The sequence below is a fragment of the Cellulomonas sp. IC4_254 genome (assembly GCF_011603975.1).
Lineage (GTDB): Bacteria > Actinomycetota > Actinomycetes > Actinomycetales > Cellulomonadaceae > Cellulomonas.
The window spans coordinates 24,711-49,003 of sequence record NZ_JAANNB010000005.1 but is presented as its reverse complement, the minus strand read 5'-3'; the positions used below and the strand labels follow the sequence as shown (position 1 = coordinate 49,003).

The 24,293-nt window shown below is 76.3% G+C and carries 24 protein-coding genes and 1 riboswitch; of the genes, 7 read left to right on the top strand and 17 right to left on the bottom strand.

Translation table 11 applies throughout. The annotated features are described in order from the left end of the window. The 3 genes from G6556_RS01280 to G6556_RS01275 all read left to right on the top strand — a co-directional run. Positions 1-850, top strand: an 850-nt coding sequence (locus G6556_RS01280; protein WP_346774651.1) for an ABC transporter permease, incomplete at its 5' end; no start/stop codon positions are given. Continuing rightward, positions 847-1,515 carry an ATP-binding cassette domain-containing protein gene (locus G6556_RS20090; protein ID WP_346774650.1) on the top strand — a complete coding sequence of 223 codons (669 nt, stop codon included), beginning with the start codon at positions 847-849 and terminating at the stop codon, positions 1,513-1,515. The genes G6556_RS01280 and G6556_RS20090, both read left to right, overlap by 4 nt. Continuing rightward, a complete protein-coding gene (locus tag G6556_RS01275) occupies positions 1,400-2,554 on the top strand; it encodes an ATP-binding cassette domain-containing protein (protein WP_346774652.1) in 1,155 nt (384 codons plus the stop codon). Before G6556_RS20090 ends, G6556_RS01275 begins: the two co-directional genes overlap by 116 nt. A gap of 129 nt (positions 2,555-2,683) precedes the next feature. Here G6556_RS01275 and G6556_RS01270 read toward each other — a convergent pair whose 3' ends face one another. Then, positions 2,684-3,607 carry an NADP-dependent oxidoreductase gene (locus G6556_RS01270; RefSeq protein WP_166937867.1) on the bottom strand — a complete coding sequence of 308 codons (924 nt, stop codon included), beginning with the start codon at positions 3,605-3,607 and terminating at the stop codon, positions 2,684-2,686. 178 nt (positions 3,608-3,785) lie between these two features. Between G6556_RS01270 and G6556_RS01265 the strand changes: the two genes are divergently transcribed. Further along, positions 3,786-4,232, top strand: coding sequence for an SHOCT domain-containing protein (locus G6556_RS01265; RefSeq protein WP_166937865.1), 447 nt, complete (start codon positions 3,786-3,788; stop codon positions 4,230-4,232). A 1-nt stretch (position 4,233) separates the two neighbouring features. On the opposite strand, the gene G6556_RS01260 is transcribed toward G6556_RS01265, so the two are convergent. The 3 genes from G6556_RS01260 to G6556_RS01250 form a co-directional block, all read right to left on the bottom strand. Continuing rightward, positions 4,234-4,812, bottom strand: a complete 579-nt coding sequence (locus tag G6556_RS01260) for a potassium channel family protein (protein WP_166937863.1) — start codon at positions 4,810-4,812, stop codon at positions 4,234-4,236. An 83-nt stretch (positions 4,813-4,895) separates the two neighbouring features. Further along, a complete protein-coding gene (locus G6556_RS19835; protein ID WP_166937861.1) occupies positions 4,896-5,309 on the bottom strand; it encodes an ATP-binding protein in 414 nt (137 codons plus the stop codon). Between the two features lie 116 nt (positions 5,310-5,425). Next, on the bottom strand, positions 5,426-6,784 hold the full coding sequence (locus G6556_RS01250; RefSeq protein WP_166937859.1) for a hemolysin family protein: 1,359 nt from the start codon (positions 6,782-6,784) through the stop codon (positions 5,426-5,428). A gap of 360 nt (positions 6,785-7,144) precedes the next feature. Between G6556_RS01250 and G6556_RS01245 the strand changes: the two genes are divergently transcribed. Next, the gene (locus tag G6556_RS01245; protein WP_346774649.1) at positions 7,145-9,025 is read left to right on the top strand and encodes a penicillin-binding transpeptidase domain-containing protein; all 1,881 of its coding nucleotides are present in this window, start codon (positions 7,145-7,147) and stop codon (positions 9,023-9,025) included. Positions 9,026-9,197: 172 nt separating this feature from the next. After that, positions 9,198-9,273, top strand: a riboswitch (cyclic di-GMP riboswitch). A gap of 13 nt (positions 9,274-9,286) precedes the next feature. Continuing rightward, complete coding sequence (locus G6556_RS01240) at positions 9,287-9,457, top strand: hypothetical protein (protein ID WP_166937857.1); 171 nt, start codon at positions 9,287-9,289, stop codon at positions 9,455-9,457. A gap of 75 nt (positions 9,458-9,532) precedes the next feature. Here the strand turns inward: G6556_RS01240 and G6556_RS01235 are convergent, their stop codons facing one another. Next, positions 9,533-12,100: a flippase-like domain-containing protein gene (locus G6556_RS01235; protein ID WP_166937855.1), complete on the bottom strand. Its 2,568-nt coding sequence runs from the start codon at positions 12,098-12,100 to the stop codon at positions 9,533-9,535. Between the two features lie 191 nt (positions 12,101-12,291). Here G6556_RS01235 and G6556_RS01230 point away from each other — a divergent pair, with 191 nt between their 5' ends. Beyond that, the gene (locus G6556_RS01230; RefSeq protein WP_346774648.1) at positions 12,292-12,909 is read left to right on the top strand and encodes a DUF308 domain-containing protein; all 618 of its coding nucleotides are present in this window, start codon (positions 12,292-12,294) and stop codon (positions 12,907-12,909) included. Positions 12,910-12,922: 13 nt separating this feature from the next. Here G6556_RS01230 and G6556_RS01225 read toward each other — a convergent pair whose 3' ends face one another. The 12 genes from G6556_RS01225 to G6556_RS01170 all read right to left on the bottom strand — a co-directional run bounded on the left by G6556_RS01225 (position 12,923) and on the right by G6556_RS01170 (position 24,265). After that, positions 12,923-13,690, bottom strand: coding sequence for a CPBP family intramembrane glutamic endopeptidase (locus G6556_RS01225; RefSeq protein ID WP_166937879.1), 768 nt, complete (start codon positions 13,688-13,690; stop codon positions 12,923-12,925). A 163-nt stretch (positions 13,691-13,853) separates the two neighbouring features. After that, positions 13,854-14,606: a copper homeostasis protein CutC gene (locus tag G6556_RS01220; RefSeq protein ID WP_166937853.1), complete on the bottom strand. Its 753-nt coding sequence runs from the start codon at positions 14,604-14,606 to the stop codon at positions 13,854-13,856. 130 nt (positions 14,607-14,736) lie between these two features. Continuing rightward, positions 14,737-17,313, bottom strand: coding sequence for a heavy metal translocating P-type ATPase (locus G6556_RS01215; protein ID WP_346774647.1), 2,577 nt, complete (start codon positions 17,311-17,313; stop codon positions 14,737-14,739). Continuing rightward, on the bottom strand, positions 17,310-17,543 hold the full coding sequence (locus G6556_RS01210; protein WP_166937851.1) for a heavy-metal-associated domain-containing protein: 234 nt from the start codon (positions 17,541-17,543) through the stop codon (positions 17,310-17,312). Before G6556_RS01210 ends, G6556_RS01215 begins: the two co-directional genes overlap by 4 nt. A gap of 29 nt (positions 17,544-17,572) precedes the next feature. Beyond that, entirely contained in the window at positions 17,573-17,854 is a 282-nt protein-coding gene (locus G6556_RS01205; protein ID WP_147794991.1) for a metal-sensitive transcriptional regulator, read from the bottom strand. Between the two features lie 91 nt (positions 17,855-17,945). Continuing rightward, positions 17,946-18,305, bottom strand: coding sequence for a type II toxin-antitoxin system PemK/MazF family toxin (locus tag G6556_RS01200; RefSeq protein WP_346774646.1), 360 nt, complete (start codon positions 18,303-18,305; stop codon positions 17,946-17,948). Further along, positions 18,302-18,568 (bottom strand): toxin-antitoxin system protein, encoded by a 267-nt coding sequence (locus tag G6556_RS01195; RefSeq protein ID WP_166937849.1) that lies wholly within the window; start codon positions 18,566-18,568, stop codon positions 18,302-18,304. Before G6556_RS01195 ends, G6556_RS01200 begins: the two co-directional genes overlap by 4 nt. Positions 18,569-18,635: 67 nt before the next feature. Further along, entirely contained in the window at positions 18,636-19,757 is a 1,122-nt protein-coding gene (gene fni / locus G6556_RS01190) for a type 2 isopentenyl-diphosphate Delta-isomerase (RefSeq protein ID WP_166937847.1), read from the bottom strand. Then, positions 19,754-20,905 (bottom strand): phosphomevalonate kinase, encoded by a 1,152-nt coding sequence (locus tag G6556_RS01185; protein WP_205692858.1) that lies wholly within the window; start codon positions 20,903-20,905, stop codon positions 19,754-19,756. The genes fni and G6556_RS01185 overlap by 4 nt, the downstream gene beginning before the upstream one ends. After that, entirely contained in the window at positions 20,902-21,897 is a 996-nt protein-coding gene (gene mvaD, locus G6556_RS01180) for a diphosphomevalonate decarboxylase (RefSeq protein ID WP_166937845.1), read from the bottom strand. The genes G6556_RS01185 and mvaD overlap by 4 nt, the downstream gene beginning before the upstream one ends. Then, complete coding sequence (gene mvk / locus G6556_RS01175) at positions 21,894-22,916, bottom strand: mevalonate kinase (protein WP_205692848.1); 1,023 nt, start codon at positions 22,914-22,916, stop codon at positions 21,894-21,896. The genes mvaD and mvk overlap by 4 nt, the downstream gene beginning before the upstream one ends. Next, positions 22,913-24,265, bottom strand: coding sequence for a tripartite tricarboxylate transporter permease (locus G6556_RS01170; protein WP_166937843.1), 1,353 nt, complete (start codon positions 24,263-24,265; stop codon positions 22,913-22,915). The genes mvk and G6556_RS01170 overlap by 4 nt, the downstream gene beginning before the upstream one ends. Between the last annotated feature and the right edge of the window lie 28 nt (positions 24,266-24,293).

Below are 24,293 nucleotides of genomic sequence, written 5' to 3'. Positions count from 1 at the left end.
CGGCGGGGTCGCGGGTGCCGGTGCGCGGGCCGCGGCCGGCGCCGGGCGGGCGCTGCGCGGCCTCGGGGTGCCCGGCGTGCTGGCCGCGCTCGCGGTGCTCTGGATGGCCGTCGCCGTGCTGCGGCCCGACCTGCTGGCCCCGGGTGACCCGAACGCCATCGACACGCGCGCGGCGTTCACCGCGCCGGAGCCCGGGCACTGGTTCGGCACCGACGAGTCGGGGCGCGACGTCTACACCCGCGTGGTGCACGGCGCGGCGGCGTCGCTCGGGATCGGGGCGGCGGCGACCGCGATCGGCGTCGGCGCGGGCCTCGTGCTCGGCTTCGCCGCCGGGCTCGGGCCCCGGTGGCTCGACGCGGCGATCGGGCGGGTGCTCGAGGTGCTGTTCGCCCTGCCGACGCTGGTGCTGGCGCTGCTGCTGGTCGCGGTGCTCGACGCGGGCGTCGAGGCGTCGGTGCTGGCCGTCGGCGCGGCCACCGCCCCCGGGTACGCCCGGATGCTGCGCGCCCGGGTGCGCTCGGTCGCGACCAGCGGCTACGTCGAGTCCGCGCGGCTCGAGGGGCACCCGCCGCTGACGGTGCTGCGCCGGCACGTCGTGCCGAACACGCTGTGGCCGCTGGTGTCGGTCGCGACGCTCGGGATCGGGCAGGCCGTGGTGTGGGTGTGCGCGCTGAGCTTCCTCGGCCTGGGGACGCTGCCGCCGTCGCCGGAGTGGGGGGCGATGCTCAACGCCGGGCGGGTCTACATCGACACGGCGTGGTGGCTGACGGTGTTCCCGGGCCTGGCGATCACGGTGACCGCGGCGGCGCTGACGGTGCTCGGCCGGCGGGTCGGGACGGTGGCGTCGTGACCGGACGGGAGCCGGGTGTGGCCGGCGGCGCCGCCGGTGGGCGTCCGTCCGACGGCGGGGGCGCGGCCGGTGAGCGCACGGTCGACGGCGCGGGCGCGGCCGGTGCGCCGGATGGCGGCGCGGCGGTGCTCGACGTCGTCGGACTGCGGGTCGCGTTCCCGGGCGGCGGCGAGGTGCTGCACGGCGTGGACCTGCGGGTGGCCGCGGGGGAGTGCGTCGCGGTCGTCGGCGGCTCGGGCGCGGGCAAGTCGGTGCTGGCGCGGACGCTCGTCGGGCTGGCGGGCGAGGGGGCGCGCGCCGACGTGCGGGCGGACCGGCTCGTCCTGCTCGGCCGGGACGCGCTGCGGTTCTCGGAGCGGGACTGGCGCGCGGCGCGCGGGCGGGACGTCGGCCTCGTGCTGCAGGACGCGCTGGGGTCGCTGGACCCGCTGCGCACCGTCGGGGCCGAGGTGGGCGAGGCGCTCGCGGTGCGCCGTCCGCGCGGGTCCGGCGACGCGGGCGCGGGTCGAGCGCGCCGAGCGGGTGCTCGCGGCGCTCGACGAGGCCGGCCTGCCCGACCCCGCCGTCCGCGCGCGGCAGCGACCCGGCGAGCTGTCGGGCGGCATGCGGCAGCGCGCGCTGATCGCGTCCGCCGTGGTCGCGCGGCCGCCGCTGCTGGTCGCTGACGAGCCGACGACGGCGCTGGACGCCACGGTCGCGGCGCGGGTGCTCGGCCTGCTCGGCAACCTGCGCGACGCGGGGACCGCGGTCGTCCTGGTCACCCACGACCTCGGCGCGGTCGCCCGGGTGGCGGACCGGGTGGTCGTCCTCCGGGACGGCCGGGTCGTGGAGGAGGGTCCGACGGCCCGGGTGCTCGGCGCGCCCCGCGAGGAGTACACCCGCGAGCTCGTCGCCGCGGCGCGGCTCGGCGAGGGTCCGGGCGCCGTGCCGGAGCCCGGTGTGCCGGTGCTGGAGGGCCGCGGGCTGCGCCGGGTGTTCGCGCTGCCCGGCGGCGAGTCGGTGACGGCGGTCGACGGGCTCGACGTCACGGTGCGCGCGGGCGAGGCCGTCGGGCTGGTGGGGGAGTCGGGGTCCGGCAAGACCACGCTGGCCCGGCTGCTGCTCGCCGCCGACACGCCCGACGCGGGCGAGGTGCTGCTCGACGGCATGCCCTGGTCGGCGCTGCCGGAACGCGACCGCCGCGCGCTGCGGTCCGGGATCCGGCTCGTGCCGCAGGACCCGCTGGGCACCGTCGACCCCCGGCTGACCGTGCGCGCGGTCCTGCGCGCGGCGCTGGCCACCGGGCCGCGCCCGCCTGCCCGGGCCGACCGGGACGCCGCGGCCGCCGCGCTGCTCGCGCGGGTGCACCTGCCGACGGAGGTGCTCGACCGGCGGCCCCGCACGCTGTCCGGCGGTCAGCGGCAGCGGGTCGCGATCGCCCGGGCGCTCGCCTCGGACCCCCGGGTGCTGCTGCTCGACGAGCCGGTGTCCGCGCTCGACGTGCAGGTGCAGGCGGCGATCCTCGACCTGCTCGTGGAGCTGCGGCGGGACACCGGCGTCGCGATGGTGCTCGTCTCGCACGACCTCGGGGTGGTCCGGCGGGTGTGCGACCGGGTGCTCGTCATGAGCGGCGGCCGCGTGGTGGAGCAGGGCACGGTCCCGGACGTCTTCGGCGCCCCGGCCCACCCGGTGACCCGCGACCTCCTGGCCGCCCGAGCGGTTTGACCCCCGCGCGCCCGACCCTGCCGGTCGCCGAGATAGGACCGTCGGGCCGAGATAGGGCCGTAGACGGTCCTATCTCGCGCCGCGGGTCCTATCTCGGCGAGAGGGGCGGGGCGGCGAGGGGAGAGAGGGTCAGACCGTGACGACGATCTTGCCGCGGGTGTGGCCGGTCTCCAGGGCGCGGTACGCCTCGGCGGCCTCCTCGAGCGGGTACGTCCCGGCGATCTCGACCTTGACGACGCCGCGGGCGGCGAGCTCGGCCAGCTCCGCGAGGTCGGCGCTGTCGGGGCGGACCCACACGTACTGGCCGCCGAGCTCGTCACGGGCGCGGGCGTCGGTGATCGACGCGATCGTGCCGCCCGGGCGCAGCAGCGCGGGCGCGGTCTCGATCGCCTGGCCGCCGACGTAGTCCAGGATCACGTCGAAGCCGTCCGGGACCAGGCCCCGGGCCGCCTCGACGAGGCCGTCGCCGTACGCGACCGGCTCCGCGCCCAGCGAGCGCAGGTAGTCGTGGTTGCCGGCCGAGGCGGTGCCGACGACGCGGGCGCCGGCGTGCACGGCCAGCTGCACCGCGATCGACCCGACGCCGCCGGCCGCGGCGTGCACCAGGACGGTGGAGCCCTCGGTCAGCCCGGCGCGGCGGATGCTCTGCAGGGCGGTGAGCCCGGCCAGCGGCAGCGCGGCGGCCTCCTCGAAGGACAGCCCGGCCGGCTTCTTGGCGGCGGTGCGCACCGGCACGGCGACGTACTCGGCGAGGGTGCCGTCCTGCACCACGTCCTTGCGGACGTACGCCAGCACCTCGTCGCCGACCTGCAGCTCCGGGGTGTCGAGCCCGGCCTTGACGACGGTGCCGGACACGTCCCACCCGGGGACGGCCGGGAAGAGCACGTCCATCAGGCCGCGCAGGTACCCCTCGCGGATCTTGTAGTCGACCGGGTTCAGCGACGCGGCGGCGACCTTCACGACCGCGGCGTCCGCCCCGATGTGCGGCTCCGGACGGTCCACGACCCGGAGCACGTCGGCCCCGCCGAACTCCTCGTACACGACAGCTCTCATACCGGTGCGAACCGGCCCGCGTGCCGTCGCATTCCATGCCTCCGCGGACGGGCGCTCATCCCGACCGGGTGGTCCGGGCCGGCGCGGGCCCGCCTAGCGTCCGGAGGGCGGGGCGACCCACGAGCGCCCGGTGCCCGGGCGGGAGGCGCCCGCCGGGCGGGGGAGGAGCGTGGTCGCCGTGGAGTTCTGGACCGACTTCTGGGACATCATCTGGTGGTTCGTCTGGGCTTTCGTGTTCATCGCCTACCTGTTCGCGCTGTTCTCGATCATCACGGACCTGTTCCGCGACCGGGACCTCAGCGGCTGGTGGAAGGCGGTGTGGCTGATCTTCCTGCTCGTGCTGCCGTTCGTCACCGCCCTGGTCTACCTGATCGCCCGCGGGCGGGGGATGGCCGAGCGCAGCACCCGCGCGGCGGTGTCGGCGCGCCGGGCGGGGGACGCGTACATCCGGGAGGTCGCCGGGTCCGGGTCGCCGGGCCAGCAGATCGCGCAGGCCAAGGCGCTGCTCGACGAGGGTGCGATCACCGCGGAGGAGTTCACCGCCCTCAAGGACCACGCGCTGGGGCAGGCCCGCGCTGTCGCGCCGGAGCCGGACGGGACGGGCGCGCACCGGGCCCCGGCCTGAGTCACCGGCCGGCGGTCGCGCCGTCGCCCTGGTCCCCGTCCTGGGCCCGGCGCACCGCCGCGAGGAACTCCCGCCCGACGAGCGCCGCGAACGCGAAGCCGCACACCATCTGCACCGTCACGACGACGCGCGCCGGGCCGGTGACGGGCGTGATGTCGCCGAACCCGACCGTGGCCAGCACGGTCATCGTGAAGTAGAGGGCGTCGAGCCGGTCGACGGGCTCGCTGAACGCGTCCGGGTCCGCCTCGGACAGCGAGGTGTACCCGGCGGCGAACAGCACGATGAACAGCACGGTCGCGGTGACGAACGCCTCGATGGCGCGCAGCACCGGGTAGGGGGACCGCACGACGCTGCGGATCTGCCAGCCCAGCAGCAGCACGAGCAGCACCAGCCCCGCCACCAGCAGCGCGAGCGTGGCCGGGGTGGGGCGGTCGAGCGGCCGTCCCAGGTACAGCCCGACGAGCAGGACCGTGCTGCCGACCGTGCGGACGGCGGTGCGCAGCCGCGTCCGGCGCCCGGACGGCCGCGTGCTGTCTCGCGGCCCGGTGGGCGGTACGGGGTCGGCCGGCTGCGCCTCCATCCGGCCATCGTGGCGGGACGAGGGGTCGACGGCATCGCCCGCTGCGGGCGGTGCGGGCCGGCCGGCACCGGCGCCGGGGGTGGTCAGGCCGTCAGGTGGTGGCCGTGCGCGCTCGCCCGGGTCTCGAACCAGACCGTCTTGCCGTGGCCGGGGTGCAGCTCGATGCCCCACGCGGTGGCGAGCGCGTCGACCAGCCGCATGCCGTGTCCGCCGATCCTGCGGGAGTTCCCCGGCTTCACCAGCGGCAGCGTCGGGTCGGGGTCGGTGACCTCGACGCGCACGCAGTCGTCGTGGCACTCGGCGGTGAGGGCGATGTGCCGGTGCGCGCGGGTGTGCACCACCGCGTTGGTGAGGATCTCGCTGGTCAGCAGCTCGACGGTGCGCGCGGCCTCGGCGCTGGCGTGGCCCAGCTCGGCCTCGTGCGCGGCCCAGCGGCGGCCGGTCGCGACGGAGCCGGGCTCGGGGTCGAGGACGAGGCGGTGCGGTCGGCGGCCCACGCGTGCTCCCTCCCGTCGGTGCTGCTCCCGGCTGACTGGGGACCAGGGTGCGGCAGGCGACGCGCGTCCGCATCCCGAACGGCCGGCCGCCGTCGGCAGGACCGCCCGAGCGCGCGTCAGCCCCGCCCGTCCCCGGGCTCGCCCCCACCGGGCTCGCCCGCGCCCGCGTCGCCCGGGTCCGCCGTCGCCGGCTCCTCCGGCGGCGGCACCACCCGCACCCGGGCGATGCGCCGCCCGTCGACGGCGGTCACCTCCACCCGGTGCCCGTCGACCTCGACCGCGTCGCCGACCTCGCCGAGCCGCCCGAGCTGCGCGATCACGAAGCCCGCGACGGTCTCGTACGGCCCGTCGGCGAGCGGCACCCCGGTGAGCTCGGTGAACTCCTCGATGGTGATGCCGGCGTCGTAGGACCCGGGCGCGCCCTCGCGGGCCTCCGCGCCGGAGGACCCGGGCATGTCGTACTCGTCGCGGATGTCGCCGACGAGCTCCTCGACCAGGTCCTCGAGCGTGACGATGCCGTCGGTGCCGCCGTACTCGTCCACGACGACCGCGATGTGCACGCCCTCGCGGCGCATCGAGGACAGCGACGGCAGCAGCTTGTTGGTCCCGGGCAGCACGACGATCTCGCGCATGACGTCCCGGACCCGGACGCGGGTGCGGTCGGTGGCCTCCAGCAGCTCGCGGATGTGCAGGAACCCGAGCACGTCGTCGAAGTCCTCGCCGATCACGGGGTACCGGGACCAGGGCTGCTCGCGCACCCGGCCGAGGGCGTCCTCGAGGGTCAGGTCGGCCTCGAGGAAGTGCACCTCGGGCCGCGGGCGCATCACCTCGGCGACGGAGCGGTCGGTCGCCGCGAACACGTCGCCGAGGATGCGGCGCTCGTCCTCGGGCAGCCCCTGGTGCGCGATGACGAGGTCGCGGAGCTCCGCCTCGGACATCTCCTCGCTGGTCGCGTGCGGGTCGCCGCCGAACAGCCGCACGAGCAGGTTCGTCGACGCGGACAGCAGCCAGATCACCGGGCGCATCAGGGTGGCGAACCGGTCCAGCGGCGGCGCGACGGCGAGCGCGACCCGGGCGGACTGCTGGAGGGCGATGCGCTTGGGGACGAGCTCGCCGAGGACCAGCGACAGGTACGCGATCACGAGGGTCAGCACGACGAGCGCGATGGTGCGCGCCAGGGCCTCCGAGGCGCCGAGCGCCTCGATGACGGGGGCGAAGTCGGGGGCGATCGTCGAGGCGCCGTAGGCCGCGGAGAAGAACCCGGCGACGGTGACGCCGATCTGCACGGCGGCGAGGAACCGGTTCGGGTCGCGGGCCACGGAGGCCACCCGGGCGCCGCGGGCGCTCTGCCGCTCGAGCCGGTTGATCTGGCTCTCCCGCAGCGAGACGAGCGCGATCTCGGTCCCGGCGAACACGCCGCCGATCAGGATGAAGAGCAGGACGAGGCCGATGCTGCCCCAGGTCTCGGAGTCCATCAGCGGCGAGCCCCCGTGCGGTCGGCGCGGGCCGTCGGGCCGCCCGGGGTGGTGCGGGCTCGCCGCACGGGACTGCAGGGCTGGTCAGGAGGCGACATCGCACCATTCCAGAGGCGAGGCGGGCGATCGTCAACCGCTGGCGGGGACGCCGGCCCGCGACCCGGCGCCGTGCGCACAGGACGCGCACAGCACGTCCTCGGATCCGTGCCCGGAACGGCCCGTGGGTGCAGGTCGCGGTCCCTAGGCTGACCGTGCCGGCGGCGCGTCGCCCCGGGAGGCAGCGGAGGGGTGAGGCGTGTGAGGCCGGTGCGGGTCGCAGGGGGTCGGGTCGCCGGACGGCGCGGGGTCGCCGTCGGGGTGGTGCTCGCGCTGGTCGGCGCGCTCGCGGCGTGCTCGGGCGGGCCGGACGACCGGCAGCGGACCGCCGACGCCCTCGCGGACGCGCTCGCGTCCGGCGACTTCGCGGACGTCCCGCTGGACGGCGCGACCGCCGCCGAGGCGGTCGAGGCGCGCACCGCCGCCTACGAGGGCCTCGACCCGTGGCAGCCGGAGGTCGTCGCGGGCGATGTCGTGGCCGCGGCGGACGACGACGCGGCCGCCTCGGTCGAGCTGACCTTCACCTGGGACGTCGGCAGCAGCACCACGGCCTGGACGTACAGCACGCACGCCAACCTGGCCGAGGTCGACGGCGAGTGGCGCGCCCGGTGGTCGACGATGCTGCTGGCGCCGGACCTCGCGGCCGGCGAGGGCCTGCAGGTGCACCGGGTGCAGGCCGAGCGCGCGGACGTGCTCGGCGCGGGCGACGCGGTGCTGGTGGAGTCCCGGCCGGTGTTCCGCATCGGCATCGACAAGACGCGGGTCGCCGGGGCGGACGCGGACGCGGCGGCCCGGGGGCTCGCCGCGGCGCTCGGCCTGGACCCGGAGGCCTACGCGGCGCAGGTCGCGGCGGCGGGGGAGAAGGCGTTCGTCGAGGCGATCGTGGTGCGCGCGGACGACGCGGGCTACGACCGGGGGGCGCTGGGGCTGCTGCCGGGCGTCAACATGATCGCGACCGAGCTGCCGCTGGCGCCGAACCGTGCGTTCGCGCGCCCGGTGCTCGGCACGGTCGGGCCGGCCACGGCGGAGGTGGTCGAGGACTCGGACGGCGCGGTGGTCGCGGGCGACCTGGCCGGCCTGAGCGGCCTGCAGGCCCAGTTCGACGAGCAGCTGCGCGGCGAGCCCGGGCTCACGGTCGTCGCGAGCGCGGGCGGCGCGCAGGAGCGCGAGCTGTTCCACGTGGAACCCCAGGTCGGCGAGCCGCTGCGCACGACGCTCGACCCCGGCGTGCAGCAGGCCGCCGAGGACCTGGTGGCGACGGTGACGGACAGCGCGAGCGCGATCGTGGCGATCCGGCCGTCGACCGGCGAGGTCCTCGCCGCCGCCAGCGGTCCGGGCGGTGGGGGCATGTCGACCGCGACGCTGGGCCTGTACGCGCCCGGGTCGACGTTCAAGGTCGCGTCGTCGCTCGCGCTGCTCCGGGCCGGCCTGACCCCGGACAGCACGGTCACCTGCCCGGAGACCGCCTCCGTCGACGGCCGGACGTTCCAGAACTACCCCGGGTACCCGGCGGACGCCCTGGGCGACATCACCCTGCGCACCGCGGTCGCCGAGTCGTGCAACACCGCGTTCCTCACCGCGGCGGACACCGCGCCGCAGGAGGCGCTCGCCGCCGCGGCGGCGTCCCTGGGGCTGGTCGCGGACGCCGACCTGGGGTTCGCGGCGACGCTGGGCGAGGTGCCGGCCGAGGCCACCGGGGGCACCGACCACGCCGCGTCGATGATCGGCCAGGCGCGGGTGCAGGCCACGCCGCTCGGCATGGCGACGGTCGCGGCGTCGGTCGCGGCGGGCGCCCGGGTCACGCCGCGGCTCCTGCTCGGCGGCGCGGAGACCGCGACGGCCGCCCCGGAGCCGGAGCAGCCGCTCACGGCGGCCGAGGCGGACGCGCTGCGGTCGATGATGCGCGCCGTGGTCACCGAGGGCGGCGGCGAGCTCCTGCAGGACGTGCCCGGTCCCGAGGTGATCGCCAAGTCCGGCACCGCGCAGTACGGGTCGGGCGCCGACCTGCAGAACCACGCGTGGATGATCGCGGCGCAGGGTGACCTGGCGGTCGCGGTGTTCGTCGAGACCGGCGACTTCGGCTCGACGACCTCGGGGCCGCTGCTCGAGTCGTTCCTCCGGGCGGTGGCGGTGCCGGCGGCCTGAAAAGCGGGTGTGACCTGCGCATTCATCGGAAAGCGCCGTCCGTCGTGGCGGGGACGCGCTCTCCGTGCGATTTGTCCGCTTTGGCCCGAGTGGGTGAAATGCGTGTTCTGGGCGGACGTTTCGCGTCCGCCCCCTTCCGCTCGGCCGCGCGCCGGGCCTACAGTCGCCGTGTCAGCGACAAGGGCAAACCCTCCGCGAGGAGGGGACGCAAAGCCACGGGACCCCCGCAGGTCAGCCGGGCTGCCGAACGAAGGATCTGCCATGGAACAGCGCGGCTTCTACGAGCCGGCCGAGCGTGAGGGCTCCGACCTCCGCTCCGACGTGACCGGGCGCACCGCGACCCGGCTCTCCTCCTGGTCCCGCATCGCGGCGACCCTCGCCACGCACGGGGACCGGGTCCCCGCGCAGCGCGAGTGCACCGCCGCCTCCTGACCGCACGCCCCCCGGGCGCCCGCGTACCGCGCCGGGCGCCCGTCGGCGTGCCCGCAGGGCGTGGATCGGCCCGGGTCAGAGCTCGCCGACGCGCTGCATGTACCGCATCGACGCCCAGCCGACCGGGATGCGCAGCCAGTAGGTGAGCACCCGGAACAGCACCGCCACGGAGGTCGCCACGCCGGGGTTCACGCCGATGACCGTCAGCGCGCCCGCCAGCGCGATCTCGGTGGTGCCGATGCCGCCCGGCGTCGGGGCGATCGACCCGGCGGTGTTGCCGGCCAGGTAGACGATCGCGACCTGCACCAGCGAGAGGTGCTGGTTGAACGCGAGCAGGCACACCTCGAAGGCGAGGATGTAGCCGAACGTCGTGATGAGGTTGCCGGCGAGGCCGACCGCGAGCCGGAACGGGTGCCCGACCACCTCGATCAGCCGGGGCCAGGTCTGCTGCACCGTCGGGAGGGTCTTGGCGGCCACCCACTGGCGCACCTTCGGCACGAGCAGCGCGGCGCCGATCATCGCGGCGAGGACGCCGATCACGACGACCACGGTGGGCGAGACCGTGAACCGCTCGAGCTGGTTCGTCCCGGACGCCACCGACAGCACGAGCAGCATCGGCAGCGTCACCACGAAGTGCGACACCTGCACGAGCGCGACCGTCGCCGTCGCCAGCGACGTCGACGTGCCCCGCCGCGTGAGCAGCCGCAGGTTGATCGCCGCCGGCCCGATGCCGGCCGGCGCGGCGAGCGCCACGAACGTCGACGCCGACTGGGCGACGGACGCCCGCCACAGCGACAGCTTCACGGGCGAGAACGCCACCAGCGACAGCGCGGCCCCGAACAGCGTCGCCATGCCGAGCAGAAAGGCCAGGACGCTCAGCCGCCAGTCCGTCGTCGACAGCGCGTCGAGGATGGTCTGCAGGTTGATCGAGGTCAGCAGGATGATGACGGCGGCCGTGGTGAGCAGGATCGTCAGCACGGCGCGCGCGCCGAACCGGACCAGCTGCACCGGCTCGACGTCGGCCTCGGGCAGCCGCGCCACCAGGGCGGACCGCAGCTCGGCCAGCACCTCCTTGTGCGCGCGCAGCTCCTCGCGGGTGCGGCGGGGCAGGGTGATGGTCTGCAGCAGCGGGCCGATCGCCGCGATGTCGCCCTCGGGCAGCACGGCGACCGCCGACTCCAGGGCCCGGGCGGGCCCGACGCGGAGCGCGAGCAGCGCGACCATCTGCGTGCGGTCCATCCGCTGGGCGAGCTCCGAGGACGCGACGTCGCCCTGGTCCCAGCCGACCAGCCAGACGGTCGGGTCGTCCGGGCCGTCCGCCACGAGGATCACGTCGCTCGTGAGGGCCCGGTGCGCGAGCCCGGCCTCGTGCGCCGTGCCGAGCTGGGCCCAGATCGCGCGCAGCACGTCGTCGGTGATGACCTCGGGGTCGAGGTCCGCCAGCGAGGTGGCCGCCGGCACCGGGTCCTGCACGAGCAGCATCGAGGAGTCCGCCTCGGCGATGCCGCGCAGCGCCGGGGTGCGGACGCCCGCGGCGGTGGCGGTGTACGACAGCAGGGCGGCGCGCTCGGCGGCCTGCCGGAGCGAGACCACGGACCGGCCGTCGAGGCCGCGCAGCCGCAGGGACCGCCACAGCCGGCTCAGGAAGCCGATGACCTGGCGGTCGCCGTCGAGCACGAGGACGTCGAGCTCGCGGCCGTCCTCGGTCACCATCTCGTACGCGCGGTGGTCGGCGTACCGGACGGCCGCGCGGGCGCCGGCGCTGGCGGGGACGGCCGGGGTGCCCGGCGTGCCCTGGAGGTCCGGCCGGCGGTGGTCCGCGTCGTCGGCGGCGTCGTCGTCCTCGTCGGGCACCCGGACCAGGACCCGCGGCTCCCAGCCGGCGCGGCGCACGCCCGCGACCAGGCTCGCGCCGTAGGCACGCTCCGACCGGACGCCGGAGACGTACCGGACGGCGAGCCCGGACGCGCGGCCGATCAGCAGCGCGACCGCGACGCCCGGCAGGGACGCGCCCGCGGTGATGACCATGACGCCGACGGCTACCCAGACCAGGTTCCAGGACCAGGAGACGGTGCGCCGGCGGGTGCGGGGGCCGGTGGCGGTCAGCAGCCCCGCGATCAGCGCGATGTACTCGGGGATCGAGAGCGTGAGCCGGCCGTTCAGCCGCACCGACAGGCCCGCGACCAGCTGCTCGGAGCCGAGGTGCTGGACCAGCCAGGCGACCCCCGCCGCGGCCAGCACGGCGACGATCGCGGCGATCGAGGCCTCGACCATCTGCCGCCCCAGCCGCCGCAGCGCCAGCTCGGTCAGCACGGCGATCGGCACGAGGTACGTGACGACGGTCTCCAGCAGGGCGACCGGCACGACGAGGATCTGCCGGAGCAGCGACGCGAAGCCCTGCACGTCCTCGGCGACGCCCGACGTCGTGTTGTGCGCGTAGGTGGCCAGCGCCATGACGGCGACGGCCCCGACCAGGCTGAGCACGACGCCGAGCAGGTCGCTCGGGTGGTGCACCCGGACCGCGGGCGTGTCGAGGACCTGCGGCCGGCCCAGGCCGTCGAGCGGCACCTGGTTGCGCTCGGCCGCGGCGGGCCCGTCGGGTCGACCGGGCGCCGCCGGCGCGCTGGTCGAGGCGTCGGGCATGGTCGCGAGTCTAGGCAGCGCGGGTCGTCCCGGGTGGCCGGTGCGTGCGTGCCGTGCGTATTTCCGTCCTCGAGGATGACGCCCGTCGGGACGGCTCTCCGTCGCGAGGATGACTCCCGGGGGCTAGCGTGACCGGCGAGGACGCCGCCGGACGGGCGGCGGACGGACGGCTCGACCACCGGGAGGCGCACGTGGCTCAGGACGTGGAGGGCCGGGTCGCGGCGGTGCTGCGGTCGGTCTGGTGGCTGCCGGTGCTCCGGGGCGTGCTCATGATCGTGCTGGGCCTGCTGCTGCTGGTCGAGCCGCTCGGGACGCTGGTGGCGCTCGTCTGGGTGTTCGGCGTGTTCGCGGTCGTCGACGGCGCCGTCGTGCTGATGCAGGCGCTGCTCGCGCGCGGGCGGCCCGGGTTCGGCTGGCTCGTCGCCGAGGGCCTGGTCAGCATCGCGTTCGGCGCGCTCATCATGCTGTGGCCCGACGTCACCGCGCTGGTGCTGTTCTACCTGCTCGCGCTCTGGGTGCTGGTGCTCGGCGTCACGGCGGTGGTCGTGGCCGTGACGCAGTACCGGGCGCGGGACCTCGCCTGGTCCGGGACGCTGGTGTTCGGGCTGATCGGGTTCCTGTTCGGGCTGCTGCTCGCCATCAAGCCGCAGGGCACCGTCGACGTCATCCTCACCGTGTACGGCCTGTTCGCGTTCGTCGCGGGCGTCGTGATGCTGGTCTCGGGGTTCGCGACCCGGTCGCTGAGCCGGCAGCTCGCGGCGGGCTCGCGCGCGTCGGCCGGACCGGCGGCGGGGCCGTCGGCCGGCTGACCGGTCGCCCGCGTCAGCGGATGCCCAGCGCCTCGCGCCACGCCACGGGGATCAGCGCGTAGCCGACGAACGCCACCACGTCGAGGACGGTGTGCGCCACCACGAGCGGCATGGTGCGCCGCCTGCGCCGGTAGTACTCGGCGAACACCAGGCCCATCACGACGTTGCCGACGAACGGCCCGATGCCCTGGTAGAGGTGGTACGACCCGCGCAGCACCGCCGACGTGACCAGGATCGCCGGCGTCCGCCAGCGCAGCTCGCGCAGCCGCTCCATCAGGTAGCCGACGACGACCACCTCCTCTAGCAGCGCGTTCTGCACGGCCGACAGGATCAGCACCGGCACCGTCCACCAGGCGGCGTTCAGCGCGGCCGCCTGCACCTCGACGGTGATCCCGACCGCGCGCCCGACGACGTACAGGGCGAGGCCCGGCAGCCCGATCAGCGCCGCGAGCCCGAACCCCACGCCGACGTCCCGCCCGGGCCGGGAGCCGTCGAGGCCGATCCGGCGGGCGGCGCTCCGGCCGTTGGCGGACAGCAGGTACAGCGCCAGCGCGACCGGGACCAGGGCGAACCCGATCGACAGCAGCTGGTAGGTCAGGTCCAGGTACGGCCGGGCGGACCGGCTGGCGTTGAGCGTCGCGCTCTGCGACGCCAGCGGGGTGCCGGCGGTGAGCCGGGCGGCGATGTTGACCACGGCGTACACGGCGGACTGGCCGAGCGACAGGCCGAGGACGATCCAGATCTCGGCCGTCAGGCGGCGCCGCCGGGCACGCTCCGACACGGGCGGGGTGCCGGACGGGGCCGGCGCGGGCGCGGGTGCGCCGGACGCGGCCGGGGCGGCGTCGTCGGCGGCGGGGGGCGCCTGCGTGCTCGGATCGGGAGCGGTCACGCCCGGCAGCGTAGAACCCGTGGCTGGACGGCGCCTGCACGCCGCCTGTGCCCGGTCAGGCGCGCGCGAGCGCCGCGGCCGCCTGGGCCACCAGCTCCGGGTCGGTGACGGTGTGGCCGCCGGCCGATCCGCCGCCGCCCGGGCCGCCGTCACCGGCGACCGCGCGGCTCGCGGACAGGTGCACCGCGTCCACGCCGGCGGCGATCAGCGCCCCGATGTCGACGGGCCGCACGCCGCCACCGGCCATCACCTGCACCGCGCCCGCGGTGTGCTCGACCATCGCGGCCAGCCGGCGCACGCCGTCGATGCTGCGGGCCTCGCCGCCCGACGACAGCACCCGGGTCACGCCGGCCGCGGCCAGTGCGTCCAGCACCGCGAGCGGGTCGGGCACGGAGTCGACCGCCCGGTGGAAGGTGACCTCGCGGCCGTCCGCGGCGGCGACCAGAGCGGCGAGCGCCGGCTCGTCCACCCGGCCGTCGGCGGTCAGCGGGCCGACCACGACGCCGTCCACCCCGAGGTCCACGGCGGCGCGGACCTCCCGGACCTGGACGTCGAGCTCGTCGGCGTCGTACACGAACGACCCCGGCCGCGGCCGGACCAGGACGTGCACGCCGGTGGGTGCCGCGCCCCCGGCGGCCCGGGCCTCGCGCTCGGCCACGAGCGCCGCGAGCAGGCCGGCGCCCGGGGTCAGCCCGCCGGTCGCGGCGAGCGCGGCGCACACCTCGACGCGCGCGGCCCCGGCGTCGGCGGCCACGCGGTAGCCCGCCAGGTCCTGGACGGCGATCTCGAGGACGGGACGGGTCGGCACGGGCTGCTCCTCCTGGGCGGGGCGGCGGTCGGTGCTGACGGTAGCGCCTCCGCGCGCGCCGGCCCCGGGACGTCCACAGGACGCCCGGGGCCGGTCGCGGTGCCGGGAGCGGGTGCGCTCGCGGCGGCGGTCAGGCGAACCGGCGCAGGCGCAGCGAGTTCGCCACCACCAGAACCGACGAGAACGCCATCGCCGCGCCCGCGATCATCGGGTTGAGCAGGCCGAGCGCCGCCAGCGGGATCGCCGCGACGTTGTACGCGAAGGCCCAGAACAGGTTCTGCTTGATGACCCGCAGCGTGCGCCGCGCGAGCCGGACCGCCTGCGGGGCGGAGCGGAGGTCGCCGCGGACGAGCGTCACGTCGGCTGCCTCGATGGCCACGTCCGTGCCGGTGCCCATCGCCAGACCCAGGTCCGCGGTGGCGAGCGCCGCGGCGTCGTTCACGCCGTCGCCGACCATCGCGACCCGCCGGCCCTCGCCCTGCAGCCGTCGGACGACGTCCACCTTGTCGGCGGGCAGCACCTCGGCCACCACGTCCGCCTCGGGGATGCCGACGGACCGGGCCACCGCGCGGGCCGCGCCCGCGTTGTCACCGGTCAGCAGGACCGGTCGCAGCCCGAGGGCCCGCAGGTCCTCGACCGCGCGCCGCGAGCCGTCCTTCACCGGGTCGCGCAGCACCAGCACGCCGCGTGCGGCGCCGTCCCAGGCGACCAGGACGGCCGTCGCGCCGTCGGCCTCGGCGGCGGCGAACCGCGCGCCCAGGTCGTCGTCCGCGGGGACGCCCTGCTCGGCGAGCCACGCGGGCCGGCCGACCAGCACGCGCCGGGACAGCCCGACGCCGGAGTGCGCCGCGCGGACCACACCGCTCACGCCGCGGCCGGCCTCGGCCCGGAACTCGTGCACCTGGTCGGTGCCGATCCCGACGCCGTCGCCGCCCACGCCGGACGCCTCGGGCCCCAGCCCGGCCGCGGCCTCGGCGACCGCGCGGGCGATCGGGTGCTCGGCCAGCGCCTCGACCGCGCCGGCGTACCGGAGCACCTCGCGCTGGGCGGCGGTGCGGACCGGGCCGGCCGCGTGCGCCGACCCGGCGCCCGGGTCCTCGGCGGCGTCCCCGGCGGCGAGCACCGCCACGAGCGCCATGCGGCCCTCGGTGACCGTGCCGGTCTTGTCCAGCACCACGGTGTCGACGGCGCGGGTCTGCTCGAGGATCTCCGGGCCCTTGATGAGCACGCCGAGCTGCGCGCCGCGCCCGGTCCCGACCAGCAGGGCCGTCGGCGTGGCGAGCCCCAGCGCGCAGGGGCAGGCGATGATCAGCACCGCGACGGCCGCCGTGAACGCCGTCTGCGCGGGGGCGCCCGACAGCAGCCACACCGCGAGGGTGCCGACCGCGAGCACCAGCACGATCGGCACGAACACCGCCGAGATCCGGTCCGCCAGCCGCTGCACCGGAGCCTTGCCGGTCTGCGCCGCCGCCACCAGCCGGCCGATCTGCGCCAGCCGGGTGTCCTCGCCCACGCGGGTCGCCCGCACGACGAGGTGGCCGCCGGTGTTGATCGTCGCGCCGACCACCTCGTCGCCCGGGCCGACGTCGACGGGCACGGGCTCACCGGTCAGCAGGCTCGTGTCGACGGCGCTGGTGCCGGAGACGACGACGCCGTCCGTGGCGACCTTCTCGCCCGGGCGCACGGCGAACTCGTCGCCGACGCCCAGCCGGTCCACCGGGACGCGCTGCTCGGTGCGCCGCCCGTCCGGGCCGGTCACCAGCAGCGCGACGTCCTTGGCGCCGAGGTCCAGCAGCGACCGCAGGGCGTCCCCGGCGCGGCGGCGCGAGCGGTGCTCGGCGTACCGGCCGGCCAGCAGGAACGTCGTGACGACGGCCGCGACCTCGAAGTACAGCTCCGGCATGTGCCCGCCCATGCCGTCGTCCGCGGCGGGCCACAGCGTCGGCGACATGGTCATCCCGAGCTCGCCCGCCCCGCCGAGGAGCAGCGCCCACAGCGACCAGCCGGTCGCCGCGACGATGCCGATCGACACGAGCGTGTCCATCGTGGAGGCGCCGTGCCGGGCCGCCCGGACCGCGGCGCGGTGGAACGGCCAGGCCGCCCAGGTCGCGACCGGCAGCGCCAGCACGGTGACCAGCCACTGCCAGCCGGTGAACTGCCACGCGGGCACCATCGACAGCAGGAGCACCGGGACGGTCAGGACCGCCGCGACCCGGAGCCGGCGGCGCAGGTCGGTGCCGCGCGCGTCCGTCGGGGCGGAGGTGTCCTCGTCCGGGTCCATGTCGTGGCCGGGGGCCATGCTGTGCCCGGACAGGGCGTGCTCGGTCGGATCCATGCCGCCCATGTCGTGGCCGGCGTGCTCGTCCGTCACGGTCGTGGTCGTGGCGGACGTCGGGGGCGTCCCGGCGGGCGCCGTGGCGGCGGCGAGGTCGCGCCGCCCGGTCACCGTGGCGTCGTACCCGGCGGCCCGCACGGCGGCGACGAGGGCGTCGACGTCCGGCGTGCTGCCGTCCTCGGCGGTGGTCACCTCGACGTGCGCGCTCTCCAGCGCGAGGTTCACGGTCGCGCGGGCCCCCGGGACGCGGTTGAGCCGCTTCTCGACGCGGGCCACGCAGGACGCGCAGGTCATGCCCTCGACGGCGAGGTCGACGGTGCCGACGGGCGCGACCGGCAGGTCGGTGGTGGTGCGCGGGTCGTCGGCTGTCACAGCAGCGACTTCCGCGGCGTGACGGCGTAGCCGGCCTCGTCGACGGCGGCGGCGATCGCCTCGTCGGTGAGCGGCGCGTCCGAGGTGACGGTGACCGGCGACGACCCGCCGGCGACCAGGTCGACCTGCACGTCGGTGACGCCCGGCAGCGCGGTGAGCTCCTCGGTCACGTGGCGGACGCAGTTGCCGCAGGTCATGCCGTCGACGGAGAAGCTGGTGGTCTGGCTCATGGGGTTTCCTCTCGCGGTGCGGGTCGGGGTCAGGAGCGGACGAGCCGGGCGATCGCCTCGGAGGCCTCGCGGACCTTCTCGGCGCCGGCCTCCTCGGACTGCCGGGCCGCGTCGACGACGCAGTGGCCCAGGTGGTCCTCGACGAGGCCGATGCTCACGGCCTGCAGCGCCTTGGTCACGGCGGCGACCTGGGTCAGGACGTCGATGCAGTACACGTCCTCGTCAACCATGCGCGCGATGCCGCGCACCTGCCCCTCGATGCGCTTGAGGCGCTTGAGGTAGTCGTCCTTGTCGCCGCTGTAGCCGTGCATGTCCGCTCCTCCCGGGCGGGGTGCGACCGCACCCCGTCAGTGCCGCAACGCTATACCCCCTGGGGGTATTCCACGGGGACCGAGGTCCCGGTCATCCGAGGCCGAGGAAGTCCCCGAGGTAGACCGCGACCTCCGTGAGCGTGGCGGCGTCCGCGTAGCCCGCCCGGCCCGTGATCCGCGCCCGGTCGATCGTCCGCACCTGCTCGGTCATCGCCCAGGACGGCGACGGCAGCCGGTGCGCGCCCCGGACCCGCACGTGGTTCGGCCACCCGCGGTCGACGGACGTCAGGGGGACGACCACCGCGAGCGAGGTGACCGTGCGCAGGTACGGGTCCGACGCGACGACGAGCGCCGGCCGGTGGCCGTCCTGCTCGCGCCCCACGGCGGGCGACAGGTGGGCCCACACGAGCTCCCCGTGCGCCAGCGGGTCCGCCTCGGGCAGCGCCGTCACGCGGGGTCCGAGCCGTACGGCGCGTCGCCCGCGAGCCCGTCCGTAGCCACGGCCTCCCACGCCGCGGTCTCCCGACGGTAGGACTCGGCGAGGTCGTCGGGCGTCCGCGCCATCGCCTCGCGCATCGCCGCGAACCGCTGCTCCCGCAGCCACCGTTCGAACAGCAGCTCGACGAACGACCCCGCCGTGACGCCCTGCTCGCGCGCGGCGCCGTTGAGCCGGTCGCGCAGGTCCGAGTCGATCTTGATCGTCGTCATGGTCATGCGGCGAGGATACGATCGGTATACCGGGGCGCGGAAGGGCCACCTCCCGGCCGCGCCGCGGGGCGGGCTAGCGGCCGCTGCGGCGGGCGTACGCGCGGGCGTCGACGCCGCGCAGGTCGCAGAACTCGCGGACCGGCCCGGTGAGCAGCAGGTCCACGTGCCGCAGGTCGCCGACCGTGCGGGCGCCGAGCAGCGTCATGATGTCGCCGACCTGGGTCAGCCAGGACTCGATGCGGGCGACGAGGGCCGTCTCGCCGTCGGTGAGCAGGGTGCGCAGGAAGCCGCCCGCGACGCCGACCGCCGTCGCGCCGAGCGCGAGGGCACGGACGACGTCGAGCGGGTGCCGGACGCCGCCGGACGCCAGCAGGTCCACGCCGTCGACCGAGGAGGCGTCGAGCAGGCCCTCGACGGCCGACTGGCCCCAGGACGCCAGGTAGTCCATGCCGCCGTCGGTGCGGCGGGCGGACTCGATGGCGGTGAAGTCGGTGCCGCCCCGGCCGGAGACGTCGACGGCCGCGACGCCGAGGTCGCGCAGGACCTCGACGGTGCCGCGGCTCATGCCGGCGCCGACCTCCTTGACGACGACCGGGACGTCCACGCCGTCGACGATCGCCGCGATGTTGTCCGCCCAGCGCGTGAAGTCGCGGTCGCCCTCCGGCATGACGATCTCCTGCGCCGGGTTCACGTGCACCTGCAGGCCGTCGGCGCCGAGGATCTCGACCGAGCGCCGGGCCTGGGCGGGCGTGAGGTTCGGGTTCACGTTCGCCAGCACGAACCCGTCGGGGTTGAGGTCGCGCAGCACCCGGAACGACGGGATCGCGGCGGGCTCGCGGTGCAGGATCCCCGTCGAGCCGGACGCGATCGGGACGCCCGTCTCGCGGGCGGCGATCGCCAGCGCCCGGTTGATCGTCGCGGTGTGCGCCGTGCCGCCCGTCATGCCGTTGATGTAGAGCGGCACGGGCCAGTCGAGGACCCGGCCGGTGGCGCGCAGCGAGACCTGCGCGCGGTCGCCCGCCGCGAGCGGGTGGTTCATCGGGCGGACGTGGTCGAAGTCGCTCGGGCCCGGCTCGGCGTGCTGGGCGACGGCCAGGCGGACGTGGTCGTCCTTGCGGCGTGCGTCCTGCTCGGCCGCCGTCGCGTCGGTCGTCGGCTGGTCCTGCCCTGACAGGGGCGCGTCGTCGGCGGTCATCGCGCGTCCTCGGCGTCGCACGGCTGCTGGACCCGCAGCGACAGGTGCCGCACGTCGGACAGCGCCCAGTCCCGCAGCATGGGCTCCAGGTCGGTGTCGGCGTCGACCAGCACGATGCCGCAGTCGCCCCCGCCCGCGCCGGACGACTTGGCCGCCGCGCCGACGCTCTCGGCCGTCTCGCACAGCGTGCGCAGCGCCGGGGTCTCGATGTCGACGCCGGCGGCGCGGGCCAGCGAGGTGAGCAGGCCGCGCGCCCGGTGGATCTGGGCCTTGGCGGCGGGGGCGTCGTCGCGCTCGATGGCCTCGGCCAGCGCGTCCACGCACTCCCGGGAGGCGGCGAGGAAGTCCGGGTAGTGCGCCTCGGCGGCGCCCTTGCGGGACTGCATCCGCTCGACCAGGCGGGTGGTCGAGGCGGGGACGCCGGTCCAGCCGACGACCAGCCGCATCGTGCGCGGGGTCGGCAGCCGCCGGACGGACAGGCCGGGCCAGTCGGCGTCGAGCAGCGCGGAGAGCGGCCGGACGGCGCCCGACGACTCGGCGGCGGCCTGGGCGGCGCGCAGCCAGTCGCGGTCGAGCGCCGCGTACCGGATCCACCCGCCGTACAGGCTGGCCGCGACGTCGCCGCCGGAGCCCATCGGGTTCACCGCGACGGTGGCGAGGAGCGCGAGCCGCAGCAGGCGCTCGGTCGGCAGGTCGAGGGCGTAGAACCGGTCGAGCGCCCGCACGGTGGCGGCGGTGACGGCGGCGGACGAGCCGAGGCCGAACTTCCGGCCGGACTGGTCGTCGAGCTCGGAGGTGATCGTGATGTCGTAGAAGCCGAGCTCGCGCCCCTGCTCCGCGGCGAACCGCTCGACGACGTCGATGGCCGCGAGCACGTAGTCGAACGGGCGGCTGTCGTGGTCCAGCACCACCCGGCCGCCGTCGCGGCGCCACACCACGGGCAGCCGGCCGTACTGGTCGGACGCGATGGACCCGGCGCCCTCGGCGCGCGCGAGGCGCACCGTGACGTGCCGGTCGACGGCGACGAGCACGGCGGGGTAGCCGGCCTCGACCACGGCGTACTCGCCGGCGACGAACAGCTTGCCGGGCGCGCTGACCTCGATGGCCGCCTCGGCGGGCGCGGGGGTCCCGGCGGCGGGCGCGGTCACGCGGCACCCCCCGCGGTCACGCGCAGGTCCGGCCCGGGGCGGGCGGTGACCACGCGGCGGGTGCGGCCCTCGGACAGCGCCTCGGCGACGGCGGGCAGGTCCCGGCCGGCGCACAGCACCTTGACGTTGGGCCCGGCGTCGATGGTCGCCCAGCACGGCAGGCCGTCGGCGCGCAGCGCCTGCACCTGGTCCAGCACGCCCACGGTGTGCGCGGTCCAGTACCGGACCGGGGGCCGGGCGCCGAGCATCGTGGCGTGCATCCGCAGGGCGTTGGACTCGGCGAGCGCGCCGAGCGTGGGCAGGTCTCCGGCGCGCACGGCGTCGAGCATGAGCGCGACGTCCGCCTCGGTCGACTCGGTCCAGGCCGGGAAGAACGGGGAAGTCTCGACGGTGCGGCGCATGGCCTCGCGGGACGAGATCGACTTGGGTCCGGCGTCGAGCACGACCACGGCCATCGCCGGGTCGAGCGGACCGCCGGCCTCGCCGCCGGGCACCGGCTCGGCGAACGACGTGGCGTCGTCGGTGCCCGCGTGCCAGACGACCAGGCCGCCGAACACGGAGCGCGCCGCCGACCCGGAGCCGCGCCGCGCCAGCCGGGACAGCGCCCGCGGGTCGAGGTCGAGGCCGTACGCGGCGGCCGCGGCACCGGCGAGCGCGGCGAACCCGCTCGCCGACGACGCGAGGCCCGCGCCGGTCGGCACCGTGGACACGGAGGTGACCGCGGCGTGCACCGACGAGCCGGCCAGCGACCGGACGAGGTCGAGGAACCGCCGGACCCGGGTCACCTCGGCGTCGGACATCGGCCGGCCGTCCAGCGTGCCGGAGTCGTCGGTCGCCGCCGGGTCGAGCTTGACGGTCGTCGTCGCGTGGAACGCGTCGAGCGTGAGCGACAGGCTGGACGTCGCGGGCAGCGCCAGGGCCTCGTCGCGCTTGCCCCAGTACTTGGCGAGCGCGATGTTCGCGTGCGCGACGGCGGTCGCGGAGTCAGTCATCCGAGGGGCACCTGGGCGGAGGGGGCGGCGGGTCGCCGCGCGTCGGTCCGGTGCAGCCACGTGCGCGCCGCTCCCGCGCGGCGCAGGGCAGCGGCGATCGTACCAGCGGACGCCGCGTCGTCCGCGAGCGCCAGCAGGCATCCGCCCTGGCCACCGCCGGTGAGCTTGGCGCCGAGGGCGCCGGCGGCGAGCGCCGCGCCGACCAGCCGGTCGAGCTCCGGGGAGGAGACGCCGAGCTCGGCGAGGGCGCCGTGCGCGCGGGTCATCCGCGCGCCCAGCTCCGCGGGCCGGTCCAGGGCCAGGTCGTCGACCACGTCCCGCGTGATGGCCCCGAGCTCCGCGATCAGCTCGGCCCCGCGTGCGGGGTGCCGGTCCCGGAACGAGCGGACGTCCGCGACCGCGACCCGGGTCCGCCCGTGCACGCCGGTGTCGGCGACGACGAGGTGCGCGCGCAGCGCGAGGTCGAGCGGCCGGATCTCCCCGGCCTGGAACCACACCGGCTCGGTCGAGGCGGTCGTCCGGGCGTCGAGCCCGCTGGGGTTGCCGTGCGCGACCCGCTCGCCGACCTGCACGAGGTCGAAGTGCTCCTGGGCGGTCAGGGTCCGGCCGGCGAGGTCGGCCAGCGCGAGCGCGAGCGCCCCGGCGGTGGCGGCGCTGGAGCCGAGGCCGCGCGCGGCGGGGATCGTCGACTCGGTCGCCAGCACGATGTCGCGGTGCGGCAGGCCGAGGTGGTCGAGCGTGGCCTCGACGGCGGCGACCGGGGCGGCCAGCTGCTCCGGGGCGTCGGCCAGCCGGCCGGAGTACAGGACCGACTCGAGCGACAGCGGGCCCTCCTCCCGCCGCGCGACGGCGCGCATCGGGAGGCTGGCGAGGGGCAGCGCGATCGCGGGCTCGCCGTACACGACGGCGTGCTCGCCGACCAGGATCGCCTTCGCGCGGGTGTGCCCCGTCCCGGTGGCGCGCGGCGCGCCCGGGCCGGTGCTGCGCGGGTTCGTGCTCGAGATGGTCCGACTCCTCACATCAGGTGCGCCACGAACCACGGGGCCGCGTACAGCGACATGAACTGCACCCCGAAGTTGACGCCCAACCGGTTCAGCGTGCCGCAGGTCAGCCCGACCAGCAGCACGGCGAAGACGTTGACGAGCCCTGCGTCCAGGTACGCGAGGAGCAGGACGAACACGATGAACAGCGCGAGCACGGCCTCGTGCGGCACGTAGCGGGTCACCAGCGCGGTGAGCCGGAACGAGTACCGGACCGCGAGCACGTAGGACAGCACCAGCGCGAGCGCCCCGCCGACGACGACGGCGAGCACGAACTGCGACGTCGTCAGCAGCTGGTGCAGGTTGTTGTCGAGGGTGAGCACCGGCGGCGCGTTGAACAGCGCGTTCGCGGGCCCGACGGCGACCGGCGACAGCGGCAGCCCGACGGCGAGCAGCGGGATGATCACGCCGGCCAGGTAGGTCGAGTGCGCGAGCGCCGCCATCGACGTGATCGCCCGGGACGACCGCTCGACGGGCTGCTGGGCGCGGGCGCCGGACGCCTCGCCCATGAGCAGCGTCAGCGCGACGGGGCTGAGGAAGAACAGCGGCGTGGAGGCGGCGGACACCGTGGCCGAGGCGCCGAGCTCCGCACGGGTCAGCAGCCGGCGCGGGCTGAGCGGCGCACCCTTCAGCTCGGACCGCGTGATGACCACGGGCGTGCGGCCGGCGCGGGGGAGCGCGGCGCGCAGCGTGGGGTTGAGCAGCGTCGCCAGGCTGAGCAGGAGCGGGCCGGCGGTGATCGACAGGAAGAACGACACCGTGATCGTGCCGTCCTCGGGCAGCACGCCCGTCTGCCGGTACAGCGCCTGCACGCCCTGGAACAGCAGGCCGAGCGGGATGATCGCCAGCAGCGACAGCACCTTGTTCTTCCCGATCAGCGCCAGGACCACCGCGCCGCCGACGAACAGCAGCGACCCGTACTCCCGCAGCTGGTCCGCGAACGGCGTGATGGCGCTCGCGATGAGCAGCGCGAGCGGCACCGAGATCAGCGTGCCGACCACGGACCCGGCGGCCATCTTGCGGATCGTCTCCGCGGCCCGGCCCTCCCGCTTGAGCAGCAGCGCGTGGTCGATCATCGGCGCGGACAGCACCCCGCCGGGCAGGCCGACGAGGGCGGTCGGGATCGAGTTGGTCAGGTTCAGCGTCACGACGGCGGCGATGAAGAACGCCAGCACCACCTGCGGGTCGGTGCCCGCCAGCACGAGCGCGAGCGTCACGGGCAGCAGCACCGACGTCTCGTCGGTGCCCGGGATGAACCCGATCAGCGTGTACAGCGCGACGGCCGCGAGAGCGGCGGCGACCATCGGCAGCAGCAGGGAGAGGTCCACGGAGGTCTTTCGGTGCGGGGCGCCCGCC